The organism is Vreelandella arcis, assembly GCF_900103865.1.
Classification (GTDB): Bacteria; Pseudomonadota; Gammaproteobacteria; order Pseudomonadales; family Halomonadaceae; genus Vreelandella; species Vreelandella arcis.
The window spans coordinates 69,907-85,285 of sequence record NZ_FNII01000006.1 but is presented as its reverse complement, the minus strand read 5'-3'; the positions used below and the strand labels follow the sequence as shown (position 1 = coordinate 85,285).

At 51.0% G+C, this 15,379-nt stretch carries 15 protein-coding genes; 9 read left to right on the top strand and 6 right to left on the bottom strand.

The genetic code is table 11. The features are described 5' to 3' along the window. Nucleotides 1–6: 6 nt before the first annotated feature. On the bottom strand, nucleotides 7–867 hold the full coding sequence (locus BLR97_RS08640; protein WP_089704995.1) for a nitrilase-related carbon-nitrogen hydrolase: 861 nt from the start codon (nucleotides 865–867) through the stop codon (nucleotides 7–9). Nucleotides 868–1,284: 417 nt separating this feature from the next. Between BLR97_RS08640 and BLR97_RS08635 the strand changes: the two genes are divergently transcribed. Beyond that, nucleotides 1,285–2,589: an MmgE/PrpD family protein gene (locus BLR97_RS08635; protein ID WP_089704992.1), complete on the top strand. Its 1,305-nt coding sequence runs from the start codon at nucleotides 1,285–1,287 to the stop codon at nucleotides 2,587–2,589. A gap of 196 nt (nucleotides 2,590–2,785) precedes the next feature. Here BLR97_RS08635 and BLR97_RS19720 read toward each other — a convergent pair whose 3' ends face one another. Next, on the bottom strand, nucleotides 2,786–2,959 hold the full coding sequence (locus BLR97_RS19720) for a hypothetical protein (RefSeq protein ID WP_170833001.1): 174 nt from the start codon (nucleotides 2,957–2,959) through the stop codon (nucleotides 2,786–2,788). Nucleotides 2,960–3,028: 69 nt separating this feature from the next. Here BLR97_RS19720 and BLR97_RS08630 point away from each other — a divergent pair, with 69 nt between their 5' ends. The 3 genes from BLR97_RS08630 to BLR97_RS08620 all read left to right on the top strand — a co-directional run bounded on the left by BLR97_RS08630 (nucleotide 3,029) and on the right by BLR97_RS08620 (nucleotide 4,930). Further along, a complete protein-coding gene (locus BLR97_RS08630) occupies nucleotides 3,029–3,364 on the top strand; it encodes a type II toxin-antitoxin system PrlF family antitoxin (RefSeq protein WP_089704991.1) in 336 nt (111 codons plus the stop codon). After that, a complete protein-coding gene (locus tag BLR97_RS08625; protein WP_089704988.1) occupies nucleotides 3,361–3,852 on the top strand; it encodes a type II toxin-antitoxin system YhaV family toxin in 492 nt (163 codons plus the stop codon). Before BLR97_RS08630 ends, BLR97_RS08625 begins: the two co-directional genes overlap by 4 nt. Nucleotides 3,853–4,369: 517 nt before the next feature. Next, entirely contained in the window at nucleotides 4,370–4,930 is a 561-nt protein-coding gene (locus tag BLR97_RS08620) for a cupin domain-containing protein (RefSeq protein ID WP_089704984.1), read from the top strand. Nucleotides 4,931–4,968: 38 nt separating this feature from the next. Here the strand turns inward: BLR97_RS08620 and BLR97_RS08615 are convergent, their stop codons facing one another. The 4 genes from BLR97_RS08615 to hisD form a co-directional block, all read right to left on the bottom strand. Further along, nucleotides 4,969–6,249, bottom strand: a complete 1,281-nt coding sequence (locus tag BLR97_RS08615; protein ID WP_089704980.1) for a TRAP transporter large permease — start codon at nucleotides 6,247–6,249, stop codon at nucleotides 4,969–4,971. Next, nucleotides 6,249–6,719, bottom strand: coding sequence for a TRAP transporter small permease (locus BLR97_RS08610; protein WP_089704978.1), 471 nt, complete (start codon nucleotides 6,717–6,719; stop codon nucleotides 6,249–6,251). Before BLR97_RS08610 ends, BLR97_RS08615 begins: the two co-directional genes overlap by 1 nt. Before the next feature lie 169 nt (nucleotides 6,720–6,888). Further along, on the bottom strand, nucleotides 6,889–7,905 hold the full coding sequence (locus BLR97_RS08605) for a TRAP transporter substrate-binding protein (protein WP_089704974.1): 1,017 nt from the start codon (nucleotides 7,903–7,905) through the stop codon (nucleotides 6,889–6,891). 59 nt (nucleotides 7,906–7,964) lie between these two features. Then, nucleotides 7,965–9,287: a histidinol dehydrogenase gene (gene hisD / locus BLR97_RS08600; RefSeq protein ID WP_089704971.1), complete on the bottom strand. Its 1,323-nt coding sequence runs from the start codon at nucleotides 9,285–9,287 to the stop codon at nucleotides 7,965–7,967. Between the two features lie 566 nt (nucleotides 9,288–9,853). Here hisD and BLR97_RS08595 point away from each other — a divergent pair. The 5 genes from BLR97_RS08595 to BLR97_RS08575 are packed head-to-tail and all read left to right on the top strand — an operon-like array spanning nucleotide 9,854 to nucleotide 15,282. Further along, entirely contained in the window at nucleotides 9,854–10,975 is a 1,122-nt protein-coding gene (locus BLR97_RS08595; protein WP_089704968.1) for an ABC transporter substrate-binding protein, read from the top strand. A 47-nt stretch (nucleotides 10,976–11,022) separates the two neighbouring features. Beyond that, nucleotides 11,023–12,495 carry an amidase gene (locus tag BLR97_RS08590; RefSeq protein ID WP_139172915.1) on the top strand — a complete coding sequence of 491 codons (1,473 nt, stop codon included), beginning with the start codon at nucleotides 11,023–11,025 and terminating at the stop codon, nucleotides 12,493–12,495. Further along, the gene (locus BLR97_RS08585; protein ID WP_089704963.1) at nucleotides 12,492–13,370 is read left to right on the top strand and encodes an ABC transporter permease; all 879 of its coding nucleotides are present in this window, start codon (nucleotides 12,492–12,494) and stop codon (nucleotides 13,368–13,370) included. Before BLR97_RS08590 ends, BLR97_RS08585 begins: the two co-directional genes overlap by 4 nt. Continuing rightward, the gene (locus BLR97_RS08580; protein ID WP_089704962.1) at nucleotides 13,367–14,155 is read left to right on the top strand and encodes an ABC transporter permease; all 789 of its coding nucleotides are present in this window, start codon (nucleotides 13,367–13,369) and stop codon (nucleotides 14,153–14,155) included. The genes BLR97_RS08585 and BLR97_RS08580 overlap by 4 nt, the downstream gene beginning before the upstream one ends. Continuing rightward, on the top strand, nucleotides 14,155–15,282 hold the full coding sequence (locus tag BLR97_RS08575; RefSeq protein WP_089704959.1) for an ABC transporter ATP-binding protein: 1,128 nt from the start codon (nucleotides 14,155–14,157) through the stop codon (nucleotides 15,280–15,282). Before BLR97_RS08580 ends, BLR97_RS08575 begins: the two co-directional genes overlap by 1 nt. Nucleotides 15,283–15,379: the final 97 nt, after the last annotated feature.

Sequence of the window (15,379 nt, the reverse complement as noted above, 5' to 3'; positions counted from 1 at the left end):
ACGCCCTCAGCCACGACGCTCCCGTTCGACCCGCCGCGCCAGCAACGAGGCCACCAATGGCGTGTCAGCGTCGCGGTGGGTCGGCATCGCGAAACGGGCAGCGGCAATCTCGTCGGTGTCGATGTCGGCGCTGACGAGCGTCTCGCCATCTTCGGCCCGCACCAGCACCTTGCCATCGACGCCGACGATGCAACTACCACCCCAGAACCAGGCGTCGCCCTCCGCTCCGTAACGGTGCGCCATGACCATCGGCGTGGCGTACATCATGGCGTAGAACTTCAGGCAGATCAGCCAATTGCCTTCGTCATCGAAATCGCCATCGACCATCCCTGTCGCCGCGTTGACCGGAGCCAGCATCACGTCGGGGCGCTCCATCATGGCCGCATGGGCCAAGCCGGGATTCCAGAGATCGGCACAGATCATCACACCGCAGGCGAGACCGTCGGCATCGGCGACGGTAAGCGACTGTCCCTTGCCGAAATGCTTGCCTTCCTCGTGTCCCCCGTAGGTACAAAGGTTGACCTTGCGATGCACGGCAACGACCTGCCCAGAACACAGGCAGGCCATGGAATTGGCATATTCACCGCGACCGCAGCGCTCGACGAACCCCACTACTGTCAGCATGTTGCCGACGGACTCCGCCAGTTGGACAAGACACGGATCATCGCGATGCATGGCAACCTCGGGGACACGGGTGCCCAGGTCATACCCCGTCAGGGAAAGCTCCGGGAAAACCAATACATCGATCTCCCGCTGACGGGCTTCCTCAATGACACGACGATGTGTCTCGAGATTGTGCGCGACATCAGCCAACGAGCATTGAATCTGGGCGGCGGCGAGCCGGTAATTCGTCCTGCAAATGCTCAAAATGTTGCCTCCCGCAAGAAACACGAAAACACTGAATAATCTTCGACGAGCATACGGTGAAACCCATGCATTTCCTATCCAATGCCTATTACCATCGCAAATAAATGGCATGACACATCCGAATATCGTAACCGGAGATATCTCTGAAGGGCGTGTTAAGCTCTTTATATAGAAACTTATAAAAAGTGTCTGAAGTCTTTAAGCGCGTTAATAAAACACTTGTTCACGAGTGCGACGTCCATGCCAATGGATTTACTTAAAACTTTTATAAATGATAGCGAGTTTTCAGGGTTCTTATCTTCGAACACATTATGTTAAGTAAGCTTGATACTATGTGTATTGGCACATTGATAGGGCAGGGACTTTTTCATCTATCAAACGATTCTGGGTCAAACACCAGCACCAAAGGACACTAACATGCACGACCATCCTTCCCTTTCCTGGATACATGGGGTCGATCTATCTACTCTGGACGACGCTCACCTTCATCAGGCCAAGCGATGCCTGCTTGACCTGCTGGGGGTGGCCGCTGGGGCCACCCGCACGTCCCTCGCCGAAAAAGCCGGGCGCTTCGTGACCACCCAGCACGGCGGCGACCGCCCGCTATTATTTGCCAACGGCCAAGCCTCACCAACCGGCGTCGCCCTACACGGGGCCTGGCTCATCGACGCGCTCGACGCCCACGACGGCCAAGTACTCACCAAAGGACACGCTGGAGTCGCCTTGTTACCCGGACTACTGGCGCTGCCCGAGGTAAACAGACTTTCCGGACACGAATTCCTCGCCTTGCTCGCTTACGGCTACGAGATTGCCACCCGCGCGGGGATCGCCCTACACGCCACCAGTCCGGACTACCACACCTCCGGCGCCTGGAACGCCCTGGGTGTCGCTGCCGTCGCCGCTCGCCTGCGCGGGGTTGATGTCGAGACCATGCATCATGCCCTGGGTATCGCAGAGTTCTATGGCCCGCGCAGCCAGATGATGCGCTGTATCGACCACCCCACGATGCTCAAGGACGGCTCTGGCTGGGGGGCAATGACCGGGATCTCAGCAGCGCTGCTGGCCGAAGACGGCTTCACCGGTGCCCCGGCGCTTACCGTGACCGCGCCGGACGTCACCGTAATCTGGCAAGACCTGGGCGAGCGCTGGTATCTCCACGAGCAGTACTTCAAAGCCTACCCGGTCTGCCGTTGGGCCCAGCCCGCCGTAGAAGCAGTGTTGTCACTTCCTGCAGCGAAACGCGATCCTGCCGCCATCACGCGTATCGAAATTATCACCTTTCACGAGGGCAAGCGCCTGCACGGGATGCACCCGACCACCACCGAGCAAGCTCAATACAGCCTGCCCTGGTCTGTCGCTTGCGCACTGGGGCGGGGTACCGTGGATGTTGCGGGTGTCTGCGACGAGCTCGACGCCCCCGACCTCAAGGCGCTTGCCAGCCAAGTAGAGATTCATGAGGATGACAACTTCAACGCCCGCTTTCCTGCCGAGCGCTGGGCATGTGCCCGATTGCACCTAAACAACGGTGAAGTCATCGAAAGTGCTAATTTTGAAGCGCGGGGTAATCCGGATCAGCCACTGTCGGATGCGGAGTTGCTCGAGAAATTTCAGGCACTGGCTGAGCCCGTGCTGGATGACCGAGCGGCTAGAATTCATGAGGTAGTGATGGGTCTCGATACACGACCCGCGAACGACCTTCTAGTCCTGCTTGGCACGCCTTGAAAAGGTCGGGCAAGCGCTGGATGGCCTCAAGTCGTTTCCTGGTCATTAGACACCCCGCTTATGGTGGTGATATTACCACCTGCGTTGGCATCCAGAATCAGTAAACCATTATAAGGGGCTGGGAGGCACCACAAAACCAAGTGCAGGTGGAGTCAAGGAGCCCAATTCATTGAGCGATCAGGATAGATCAAGCCACTTAAAACGTATAAGCAACGCCCAGGACAGCGACGGGGAAGACAGGCAGTTTATCGATATCATCTTCGAGGCTTTGCTCTTCAGCACGAATATCCTGCTGAAGCTGAGGGTTAGCCGCTTCCAGGTTACGGGTAGTGCTCAGCGATACGTCAACGTTGATCGCTTTCCCTACCATTGACGAGGCAATGCGGTTGCATTATTTTAACTGCATTACTTTTGCATTGCCATTGAGCGGAGGCCAATCATGACCACGGCCATTGAGGATGACTCCACCCTAACGGATCGCTACCAGACGACCATTCCGGCATCGGTACGTCGCGCGTTGAAGCTGAAACGCCGCGATCGGATTCACTACATGATTCGCCCCAATGGAGAAGTGGTGCTCACTCGCGCCCGCGATGAGCCCAGCCAAGACCCCGTAATGGCCAGCTTCCTGGCCTTCCTAGAGCGGGATCTGCACGAGCACCCGGAAAACATTCGTCCTGTCACTGCCAGTACCTTTGCCGAGGCCGAACGCCTGACGGCAGGCATTGAGGTAGATCTCGATGAGGAACTGCCAGAGGACGACGACGACACATGAGTCCTCTGGAGATAAACGGATGGACGATCTACGCACATCCGCTATTCCTGGAGCAGGTCGATGCGCTCACCAGCAAGGTGAAGCAACTCCAAGAAAAGGATCCACTCGGATATCGCAGCAAACCAGCCACCAAGCGTCTGGCGGCGATTGTGAAGCTGGCCAAGAACGACATTCCACAGGATCCGGCTGGCCCTCAGTATCGTCAAGGAAACGCCCTCGGGTCTGAGCACACCCATTGGTGCCGGGCAAAGTTCTACCAGCAGTACCGGCTGTTCTTTCGATACGACCTTGCGAGCAAGATCCTTATCTACGCCTGGGTCAACGACGAATCCACCAAGCGCGCCTATGACAGCAAACAGGACGCTTACGCTATCTTCCGCAAGATGCTCAAGAACGGTAACCCACCGGAAAGCTGGAATGAATTATGGAAAGCGGCCATCAGTGATGGCGAACGCATCAAAGCACTTCTGGGGGAAGACCCCAGATGAATAGATGAAAAGGGGTTTGTAAGAGCCCAATTCATTGGGCGATCAGCAATCATCCCGCCACGAATCGATATTCATACACCGCAGGCAAAACGAACATCATCTGCCTATCGGCCAACGTTAAACCATTTAATGTCCCCACAGTGGCCGAGAGGTGTCAACGATGGATTGGGTTATGAAATGTGAAGAGGCTTGATGCAACGGCATCCCACCAGCAACAAAAAAAGATTGCCTCGCAAGCACATAGGGCTCAAGTCAATGGTCCAGAATCGCGGTTACCAATGCTATAATGACCCGATTTTGACACGGCAAGCTGAGAAGAGCGTATTGAACCAAAAATCCTGTAGGAAACGCGTCAATGTCGGTACTCATGTCCGAGAGTATAAGCAACGTTACTGCACCGCGTCACTCGGTTCTGAAGTGTTAATAGCAAGCAGAAAGGATAAAGTGAACTAATGAATCTCTTTTCCTAAGGAAGGAAAATATTAACTGTTTATGATGTGCGTAAAAGGGTTTTTATATGGACGATAATAACACCACGCTAGGTTACCGACTAAGGCAATTAAGGCTAAGTAAGCGGATGTCGCTGCGTGCACTTGCTGAGCGCAGTGGACTAAGCCATCCATTTATTTCATCAATAGAGAAGGACACAGGCAATCCGTCCATTAGCTCACTGAAGCGTATACTTGACAATCTAGATGTAACGCTAAGTGATTTTTTTGCAGAAAAGGTCTCAGTTGAACGAGTTGCATTCTATAAAGCTAGTGAATTAGTAGAGCTTGCCGATGGTAAAGAACTATCTTACAGACAAGTCGGTGCCAATCTCAAAAATGCGAAAATGATGATTCTCCATGAACGATACGCTCCGGGTGCATCTACTGGTGATGATACCTATCAGCACTATGCAGAAGAAGGCGGCGTTGTCGTTTCGGGACGTATTTTGATTACAGTAGGCGATAAAAGCCGCGTACTTGAGAGCGGCGATGCCTACTATTTTGATAGCACTCTTCCTCACAAGATGGAAAACGTCTTTGAAGAAGAGTGCATCGTCGTTAGCTCAGTGACACCACCAACTTTCTAATTAAAGATCTCGCTATTGAAAACAGCCTTCATTAAATATTAAAAACCTACCATTGATGGCAGCAAGGTTGTCAGAAAAGGTAGGTAAGTAATTACCATCAAAACGACTAGCTGCATGATGATAAACGGCGTAATTTCACGAATAAGCTCCTCGACGCTCACTTTTCCTATGGAGGCACCAACAAAAAGCCCGGAGCCTACTGGAGGAGTATTCAAGCCTAAAACTAAATTCACGCAGAAGATAACACCAAAATGCAAAGGGTCTATGCCATATTGCTGAGCAATAGGAGCAAAAATAGGCCCGAAGATTAAGATGGCTGGAAACAAATCCAGAACTAAGCCAATTAACAGCAGTGTTATATTCATCACCAACAAGAAAACAAGGGGGTTTTCGGTCACTGACTGCATCAAAGAGGATATTTTAAGTGGCACGCCTTGAGTTGATAGAATGTAAGATAATAGGCTACTCGTAGCTAACAAGAAAAACATGATCGAGCTAGTTCGCGCTGCGCCAAAAAATATTTTTGGAAGTGCCTTTATGGTAATGCAACGTGTCGCCAATGCCACTACCAATGCATATCCAGCAGCAACAGCCGCAGCTTCGGTTGCAGTATAAATACCTGAAATTACGCCAAACGCAATAATGACAGGCATAACAAGAACAACGATGCTCTTTCTCGTTATTGATAAAATGTCAGACCTGGTATAACTGAAGTCTCTTTTAGGGTAATTTCTCCTTGAACTAATAATATGATTCATAACCATCAAACCAATGCACGTAATAATTCCCGGTACAATTCCAGCAATAAAAAGCCCACCAATAGAAACGTTGCCCACCGCCAGTGCATAGATAACAAACGTCAGGCTGGGAGGGATAATAGGTCCTATCACGGAGGACGCAACCGTAATTGCTGTAGAGTAGGCCCTACCATACCCTTTGTCTGCCATGGCAGGGATCATGATAGAACCAATAGCGGTTGTGTCAGCCGTGGCCGACCCTGTTATGCCTGAGAAAAACACACTGCCGCCGATATTAGTATGGCCAAGCCCGCCTCGTAAACGGCCCACAAATAAATCTGCAAAGTTAGTCAATGTTCTTGTCATACCCGAGTGCAGCATGATGTCACCTGCTAGTACAAACATCGGGATAGCTACAAGCAAGAAAGAATTAACACCAGAAAACATATAATGGGAAATTACGACAAAAGGATCCCCTAAAACTATAAATGCAGCTAATGATGATACGCCGATAGCAAAAGCAACTGGCATTCCAAGAATAACCAATACAACAAATGATATTGCCAATACCGTTAAAGCCATTACGACGACCTCCCACTAAGAATTTTTAAAATCAGGCGGATAGCAAATAAGACATATATCATGCCGCTGACAGGTATAGCCGCATAAGGTATTGCGCGTGAAATACCCAAAGCCCCTGTCGTATGCCCTCCTAAACGTATCATTTGCTGGAGGCCGCCATAGATAATAGCCGCCAAAAATAAAATAATAAGAACGTTATTTAGTATTTCAATGAAAGCAGAAAGCTTTGGAGGAAATCTTTTTGATAGAAAAGTAATACTAGCATGATCTTTTTCAAGAAATGCATATGCCCCTCCTATAAAGAGAGACCAGATCATTAGAAAACGTGAGGCCTCCTCAGGCCAAGGCTGCGCATTATTCAATACAAACCTAAAAAAAACCTGAAAACATATAATAGCCATAATTAGGAATATGGAAACAGCGACTGCTCCCTTTATTGCATTATCAACATATAGCACTATATTTTTCATATCAAACTAGCTCTCTACGTTAAAAACGTTATAATTATCAACCATCATCTTGACCCCACCCCATTAACAACAACACCTTGCTACTCATGGTGTTATTTTTTAACTTTTTCGATCAAATAAAAATGAAGCTGGCTACAAATATAATGTAGCCAGCCCAAAAATTTAAATGTTACTCGGCTTCGATTCTTTCGATTTCTGCCAAGACTGCATCAACGTTTTCTTCTCCAGACTCCTCTTTGAGCCACGGAATAACCGCTTCTTGAGCCTGCTCACGAAAGCGCTCGCGCTCTGCATCTGGCAGTGTATAAACTTCAACACCGTTTTCTTTGAGTGCATTTAGAGATTCGACTCTATTGCGATAAGTCGCCAAGCCGAATTCCACATTTGCACCGATCTCAGCACCTTGCGTCAATACATTTTGCAAGTCGTCGGGTAGCGACTGGTAAAAATCTTCATTGATCAAGTATAAATTAGCGACACCCATACTATTATCAAGCGTCACATACTGGGCCACTTCATCATAGCGTTGATCAATCATAATCCCAGGCGTGTGGCCTAACCCGTCAATAACCCCTGTATTGATGGAGGTATAAATTTCCGCCCAAGGGACAGGAGTAGCTGAAGCACCTAAGGCATCCCACGTTTTAATCGTTATTTGGCTATTAGGCAACGTTCTCAGCTTGAGCCCTTCAAGGTCTTCCAACGTTTCAATGGGGTGAGAACTATTAATGAAGTTGTAAAAACCGTATGGGGTCGCTGCTAAAGACCTAACACCCATATCTTCTGCCATTTGCTCATTTAAATCAGCATAGGTGTCACTTTCAAAGAACTTCTTCATTGAAAGTTCATTTTGGAAAAGGTAAGGAGCAAACCAGGCCATCATTGGTTTGTAGGCACCGGTGATGGACTCATCACCTTGGGCCATTTTATGAATGCCTAGCTGAAGACCTTCAAGTAACCCCTCTGTATTACCCAGTTGGCCAGACGGAAGGATATCAATTTCGATACGACCATCACTGTTACTTTCAACGTACTGCTCGAATGCTTTCCATCCCAGTGTGTTCGCACCTGTTGGTGATTCGAGCACACCAATTTCCAAATTATAGTCTGCGGCGACAGCCGTCGCCGTATAGAAACCAAGCAGAATGGCCGTAGCCGCAATTGTTGAGTGTCGTAGTTGAATCATTTTTTCACCTTTTGGTTTTATAAATCTTGTTACTTACAGTTTCCTTTTGATCTACTGCTTCAAATCTTCGGAAAATCTCCCGAGGTGATTTGATTAATTTCCGATGGGAAAAGTCGTAAGGCAGCTGCTCGCGCATGCCCTTCCATCCCCTCGGTTAAACTCTGTCGAACAGCGCGCGGGGCAACCTTACGAATCCCTTCTTCTTCCATCCATTGGTGGGTGCAGGTTTTCACGTAGCTGCCTACCCAAAGGCCCCCGGTATATCTAGCGGCTGCCATGGTGGGAAGCGTATGGTTAGTGCCACAACATTTATCGGAATAAACAACACTGGCGTTTTCACCAATAAATAGTGAACCATAATTTTTAAGTTTGGGAATCAGCGCGTGCGGGTCTTTTGTATGGACTTGTAGATGCTCTGTTGCCATGTAGTTGGCAAATTCAACGAGTGATTCCTCATCTTCACAAATGACGATTTCACCCTGATCCTCCCACGCTTTACCAGCCGTTTCCGCAGTGGAAAGATTCCCCAATTGGCGCTCAATTTCCAGCAATGTTTTATTCGCGATGTCTTCCGAGGTCACCGCAAGACCAACACGCGTATGAACATCGTGTTCTGCTTGGGCTAAAAGATCTGCTGCAATAACGATAGGGTTTGCGCTTTCATCAGCAATGGTAAAAATTTCACTGGGACCCGCTAACGCATCAATACCTACTTTTCCAAAGACCTGGCGCTTGGCTTCATTAACAAACGCATTGCCTGGTCCAACAATTTTATCGACTGCGGGCACTGTTTCAGTACCATAGGCCATAGCCGCAATGGCTTGAGCCCCACCAATCCGATAAATACTCGTGGCCCCCGCTAAATGGCATAACGCATACATTTGCTCATGTGCAGATGGCGGAAGGCAAGCAATGATATTTTTACAGCCCGCAACGACGGCAGGTACGATTGACATGATAGGAGCCGAGTAAATTGGATAGCGCCCTCCAGGGACGTAACATCCAACCGTTTCAATGGGGATGATACGATGCCCCAAATGCACCCCTTTTAAAGTCTCAATCTCTAGCGGTTGCATTGTAGCGTATTGAGCCTCAGCAAAATTCTTCACTTGCTCAATAGCAAATTTGCTATCTTTTAAAGTCTGCTCGTCAAAACTTTCCAGCGCTTTCTCAATTTCACTAGCACTTACTTTTGTTACCTTGAGATCCACATTATCGAATTTTTTTGAATATTCGCTTACTGCCTCGTCCCCTCGCGCACGTACTTCTTTGATGATGCTATCTACCGTTTCATATAAGCTTTTCTCAGCGGTCGCATCCTTCTCTTTTGCGGACTTCAAGAAACGCGTTTTCTGTACATTATAGGATCGAGTATCTGTCATTGGTCAGCTAACCTTGTAGTTACACTATTTACAGCAATCACTGCCGCGCCTGTGGTAACTATATTGACCAACACCCACTATACGTCAAGAACTTTTTTCAGCCATTCTGGCTTTTATTGAAAACGCGGTAATCTTATATCTTAAAAATCAGCATGTTATTTTAACTCTAACGGCCCTCAAAACGTTGCAGAATCACCCTGCCCACCTAACAGAGTTCAAACTGGCTTAAAACCGACTGCAATCCCAAGATAGTAAGCCTGTTAATAAAAATCGATTCACACATAGACTTCTTGTTGACCAGACGGTCAAATATCAACGACGTTTAGACGCCTCGCGCTATGTAGTGGTTTTTCATCAAGTTTCTCCGCAGGTTCAACAGCGTTGATAATTTGCGCCCAACCCGGTAACTATAATTACTTGATAGCCTTCAAGTGGTAAATATATTTTCTATATCAGGCCTGTTCAAATAACATTCCGTCAACAAGAACATTCCGCTTATTCAAAAAAAGATCCCTCACCGGGCTCAGCAGCACTCTCCGAACGCTAAAAACTAAGAGGCATAGGTTATGAAACGCAGGATTTCTCTTCCCCGGCATTCCTTTGATCCTAGCCGTCGGCGCTTCAACGCAAGCATGGCGGCCCTGGGCTTGGCGAGTATCAGCCTCCCAATGGGGATTCGCCCGGCCATGGCGCAACAAACCAACCTTAGCGTCATGACCTATACCAACTATCACGTGGAAGGGCTCATCCCTGGTTATATAGCGAAATATGGCAGCCTTCCTGATGCCTCTTTCATGTCCGACGACGAAGATGCTCTGCAGAAACTACGTGGTGGCTTCACCACTGACACCGCCCACCCAAACACATCCTCTGTAGGCCGCTGGCGTGACGCAGGGTTGATTAAGCCGATTGATACATCGCGCCTGCCGAATTGGGAGAACCTTTTCGACGTGGTGAAGAACTTGAAAGGCGTTTCGGAAGGTGATGAAACGTTCATTTGCCCCACCGGTTGGGGTAACGCCTCGATTATTTATCGCACCGATCTCGTTGACCCTGAAGACGTCGAAGACCCCAGTTGGGCGTTGCTTTCTAATCCGAAGTACCGTGGCCGCGTCGCGGCAAGCACGGTCCTTGAAGACCTCGTCCTACCTGCCGCACTCCAATTAGACGTCGATAATATCTTTGCAATGACTGATGAAGAGATTGCCGAGGTCAAGCAGCTGCTCAAGCGGCAGCATGAAAACCTACGTAACTATTGGTCGAGCATCACCGATATGGAGCAAGGCCTTGCCTCTGGTGCACTCGTTGCCGCCGTCGGCTGGAATACTTCTGTTAATTCTCTCAAGAAGCAAGGTATACCCGTCGCCTACATGCAGCCCAAAGAAGGCATGCTCACTTGGCTGGACGGCGTTGTACACACTACGCAGGGCAATGCCTCCGACGAAGAAGTCTACGACTATATGAACGCCTGGATCGCTCCGGAAGCAGGCCAACATCTCATTGAGGAGATCGGTTACGGGCACTCGAACAAGAATTCGTTTGATTTGGTCTCGTCCCAGCGTTTAGTCGAACTCGGTCTTGATGATCCGATCGGCAATCTCAACAAAGGAGTCTTTTACGAGGAAATAGAAGGACGTATACGCGAAAAATACTCCAGAATGATTGAAGAGGTGAAGGCAGGCTTCTAAGTCTTTTCGGTTTGGTATAAACCGCCAGCCGAGGATATTTATTCAGCGTGCTTAGACAAACTATGGAAGCTACCACCAGCGACATCAACTGGTTGTCCGCCGTCGAGCTCAGTGTTCTGTTTCGCAGCGGCGAGCTATCGCCCTGCGAGGCAGTAGCCGCGAGCTTTTCACGAATCGCAGCCGTCGACCCTCACCTCAATGCGTTCTGTGCGCTCGATGAAGAGCGCGCCATGCGCGATGCTCAACACTCTGAAACACGCTTTTCAGCCGGTGTACCGCTAGGGCCACTTGATGGCGTACCAGTCGCTATCAAAGATCTAACCCCTACGGCGGGCTTGCGAACCGCGATGGGCTCGCGTCTTTTCGCTGACAATATCCCCGAGCATGACGCCATTGTGGTCGAGCGCCTACGGGCGGCGGGTGCCATCATTGTCGGCAAAACGACAACGTCCGAGTTCGCCAATGCCAGCGTTACCGACAGCCCACTAACCGGGTCGACATGTAATCCATGGGATCCTTCGCGCAGCAGCGGAGGCTCGTCAGGCGGATCGGCCGTGGCGGTGGCGACAGGTTGCGTACCGTTGGCTGAAGGCTCGGACATGGGCGGCTCGGTGCGCATCCCTGCCTGCTTTTGCGGGGTTCTGGGGCTCAAGCCGGCGCTCGGTCGCATTCCATTTGCGCTCATGCCAAGCCTCTACGACCCCATCGCGCACCACGGCCCCCTTGCCCGCAGTGTCGATGATATCGTGGCGTTCTTGCATGTAACCGCAGGTCCTGACGACCGGGACCCGATATCCCTGCCAGCGTCCACCGCCTGCGACGCCCCCTTAGCATCGGACCTAGCTGGGGTGCGCGTCGCCTTCTCGCCAGATCTAGGCTTTCTCTCGGTTGAGTCGGACGTTATGGACAATGCCCGGGCTGCCACCAAGCGGCTCGAAGAAGCGGGCGCGGTGGTCGAGACGGTGGATTTAGGCCTCTCCGAGGCGCTTTATGACGCTGGCTACAAGCTGTTCTCCGCACGAATCTACCAATATTACGGCCACCTGGAATCCGCGCATCGCGATGTGCTCGACCCCACCCTCCTTCACTTCTTTGACATCGGACGTTCGCTTTCCGCCGCTGATCTCGTGGATACCGAGATGATGGTGAGCCGGGAATGGCAGACCATGGTTCGCCTCTTTGAAAGCTACGACGTGCTCGCATGCCCGACGATGCCAAGGACAGCGACACCATTGGGTAAGAGCGAGTTTGATTTCAATGGATGCGATACAGAGGGGAAATCCATTACGTTCGACATGACATTCCCCTTCAACCTCTTTGGCCGACTGCCCGCCCTTACGCTTCCATCAGGGCTGGGTCAGGATGGCCTTCCCACCGGCTTGCAGCTTGTGGGGCGTCGCCACGACGAAAGAACGATCCTCTCCCTCGCCCATATCCTGCATGCACCGGACATCTGGAATGCGCGGCTACGCGACCTAGGGCCGTGGACCAATAAACCAACTGACGGGGCCCGCAAATGATAAGCTCACTACGTCGCCTGCGGCATAGCAAATCGAGTCAAGGTATCCTACTGGTCCTGCCTGCCGTTGTGTTCGTGCTCGGCATCATCGGCTTCGCGATAGCCAGCTTGCTCGCCTACAGCGTGTGGACGCAGGACTACATGGAAATCGTCTACGCGCCAACCCTGGCGAACTATGTCAATTTCCTCAGCGAACCGATTTTCTCCTACCTGCTCGCCAAATCCCTGTTGATCGCACTGCTTGCGAGCCTAGTAACGGTGGTCGCGGCCTATCCGGTAGCGTACTACGTATCTTTCAAGGTAAGTCGCCATAAACTCCTGTGGATCATGGTGATCACGCTCCCGTTCTGGATGAGCTACCTGCTTCGCATCTTCTCGTGGAAACTCATCCTCGGTTACAACGGCATCGTGAATTCGACGCTGCTTGACCTCGGGCTGATCACCCAACCGCTTGAGTTCATTCTCTACAACAACTTCTCGGTCATCATTACCCTTGCCCACGCCTGGGCGCCCTTTGCCATCATCCCGATTTTCCTTTCAATGGAACGCATTGACCGGACGCTTCTCGACGCCGCAGCCGACCTTGGTGATACAGCGCTCCAGCGCTTTTGGCGGGTCACTTGGCCGCTAACATTACCTGGCGTGTTTTCCGCCAGCGTCCTGGTGTTCATCCCTATCGTTGGCGACTACGTCACACCACAGCTCGTCGGTGGTACCAACGGCACGATGATCGGCAACTTGATGTTCGCCATGTTCGGCAAGCTCAATGACTGGCCACAAGGCAGTGCGATGGCACTTATTTCGCTCGTCGCCATCGCCCTGACCGTGATGTTGATTCGCTGGTGTCTCGGCGTCCGCAAGGTGGAGGTAAAATGATGTCTCGCCCAACCGCTTCCTGGCTGCTTGGACTCTATGCACTCGGCTATATCGCCGTGCTTTACTTGCCAATCCTGTTCATTCCGATCTTTTCGTTCAACGACTCGATCTATGTATCGTTGCCCTTAAAAGACTTTACCTGGAAATGGTACGAGCAACTCCTTCAATCCCCTGAGATTTTGGAAGCGCTGTGGAACAGCCTAATCGTTGGGGTAGGGGTCAGTGCTGTCTCAACGGTTCTTGGGTTATTCTGTGCCATCGGCGTGACTACCTACGAGATCAAAGGCAAGTCCAGCATCAGCGCAATCGTCGCAGCGCCGATTGCCATACCCTTCATCATTCTCGGCATCTTTCTGCTGCTCTTCTTCGAAGGGCTCGGCGTGCCACTCTCGCTGTTCACGATCGGCGTCTCCCACGTTCTGCTCACCCTACCGTTTGCATTTCTGACGCAGTCTGCCCGCTTGCGTGGCTTCGACAAGAACCTATTGCTTGCCTCGGCAGATCTTGGCGAAAACTGGTGGATGACCTTCTTCCGGGTGACCTTACCGATCGTCTGGCCCGCCATGATCTCGAGCTTCATCCTGTGCTTCACCATCTCGTTAGACGAATTCATGCTCGCATTCTTTGTCTCGGGTTCCGATATCACCCTGCCACTCTATATTTGGAATCAACTCCGCTTTCCCGAACAACTCCCCGTCATCCTGGCGCTTGGCAGTGCCATGCTCGGCTTTAGCATCTTTGCTGTCGTTACCAGCGAGTTAATACGCCGTCGGGGTAAAGCCTAATGAACCGTTTTCATCAAGAGGATTTCAGATTGAGCTCGCAAGCACACATCAGAATCGTGGGCGTCTCAAAGCGCTACGGCGACCATAATGCACTCAAGCAGGTAGATCTCGATATCCGCGAAGGCGAGTTTTTCTCGCTACTCGGCCCTTCAGGCGGCGGGAAGACAACACTTCTCAAAATGCTCGGCGGATTCGAAACTCCCACGGAAGGTGACATCTACATTAATGGAGAACATGTCAACGATGTGCCGCCGCACAAACGTAACACCAACATGGTCTTCCAGAACTACGCGCTTTTTCCGCACCTCAATGTGATCGACAACATCGGTTACGGGCTTCGGCGCTCTGGCCTGACGGCTGATGAGAAAAACCAGAAGATCAATGGGTTAATTGAACTTACACAGCTCAGTGGCCTTGAAAAACGCAACATTGAGCATTTATCCGGCGGTCAGAAACAACGGGTGGCACTCGCCCGTGCGCTGGTTATGGACCCTTCTGTTCTGCTGCTCGACGAGCCCCTCGGCGCGCTCGACAAGACACTGCGCGACGAAATGGGGCTTGAGTTACGTGCTATACAGAAGCGAGTCGGCATTACCTTTGTTTTCGTTACGCACGACCAAGAGGAAGCAATGGCCCTTTCTGACCGCGTAGCCGTCTTGTTCGACGGCGCGATCGCCCAGGTCGACACGCCACGCAGACTCTATGATGGTCCACGCTCAGCCTCTGTCGCCAACTTCATTGGTACAAGCAATATTTTCGATGCCCGCATCATCGCCGTTAATCCGTCTAACATCAGGGTAGAAATTGCTGGGCAATGGACGATGGACCTCCCTCGCGACGCGGACCACTCAGCGGAGGTAAGCCAAAACCTAAGCATTGCAGTACGGCCGGAAAGAATCGCCGTCAATCCCACCGTCAACGCGGCAGATGAGTTCGTTGGCAAGGCAAAGGTCGCGACTGTCTCATTCCGTGGCGACCGCAGCTACCTGGAACTCGACGATCCCTACTCATCAACGAGGCTGAGCGTGGTACTGTTAAACCTACCCAACTCAGACAAGCCAGTGCCTGAGATTGGCGATGAGGCTGTCTTCTCCTTCTGTCAACAGGATGTCATTTTGCTTACATAAGAAGGCCAGACCACCCGACAAGTCGAGCTTCTACAAGGTTGGATACATGCAGCAGTTTTTTCGTAGATACCGTCTCTCGATACCAACTGCAAGGGGC

Excerpts from the sequence above, each read along its gene's own strand:
- BLR97_RS08625 (WP_089704988.1), top strand. The coding sequence starts at position 3,361 with ATGAGTCCTCTGGAGATAAACGGATGGACGATCTACGCACATCCGCTA.
- BLR97_RS19720 (WP_170833001.1), bottom strand. The coding sequence starts at position 2,959 with ATGGTAGGGAAAGCGATCAACGTTGACGTATCGCTGAGCACTACCCGT.
- BLR97_RS08585 (WP_089704963.1), top strand. The coding sequence starts at position 12,492 with ATGATAAGCTCACTACGTCGCCTGCGGCATAGCAAATCGAGTCAAGGT.
- BLR97_RS08580 (WP_089704962.1), top strand. The coding sequence starts at position 13,367 with ATGATGTCTCGCCCAACCGCTTCCTGGCTGCTTGGACTCTATGCACTC.
- BLR97_RS08595 (WP_089704968.1), top strand. The coding sequence starts at position 9,854 with ATGAAACGCAGGATTTCTCTTCCCCGGCATTCCTTTGATCCTAGCCGT.
- BLR97_RS08630 (WP_089704991.1), top strand. The coding sequence starts at position 3,029 with ATGACCACGGCCATTGAGGATGACTCCACCCTAACGGATCGCTACCAG.
- hisD (WP_089704971.1), bottom strand. The coding sequence starts at position 9,287 with ATGACAGATACTCGATCCTATAATGTACAGAAAACGCGTTTCTTGAAG.
- BLR97_RS08610 (WP_089704978.1), bottom strand. The coding sequence starts at position 6,719 with ATGAAAAATATAGTGCTATATGTTGATAATGCAATAAAGGGAGCAGTC.
- BLR97_RS08635 (WP_089704992.1), top strand. The coding sequence starts at position 1,285 with ATGCACGACCATCCTTCCCTTTCCTGGATACATGGGGTCGATCTATCT.
- BLR97_RS08575 (WP_089704959.1), top strand. The coding sequence starts at position 14,155 with ATGAACCGTTTTCATCAAGAGGATTTCAGATTGAGCTCGCAAGCACAC.
- BLR97_RS08605 (WP_089704974.1), bottom strand. The coding sequence starts at position 7,905 with ATGATTCAACTACGACACTCAACAATTGCGGCTACGGCCATTCTGCTT.
- BLR97_RS08620 (WP_089704984.1), top strand. The coding sequence starts at position 4,370 with ATGGACGATAATAACACCACGCTAGGTTACCGACTAAGGCAATTAAGG.
- BLR97_RS08615 (WP_089704980.1), bottom strand. The coding sequence starts at position 6,249 with ATGGCTTTAACGGTATTGGCAATATCATTTGTTGTATTGGTTATTCTT.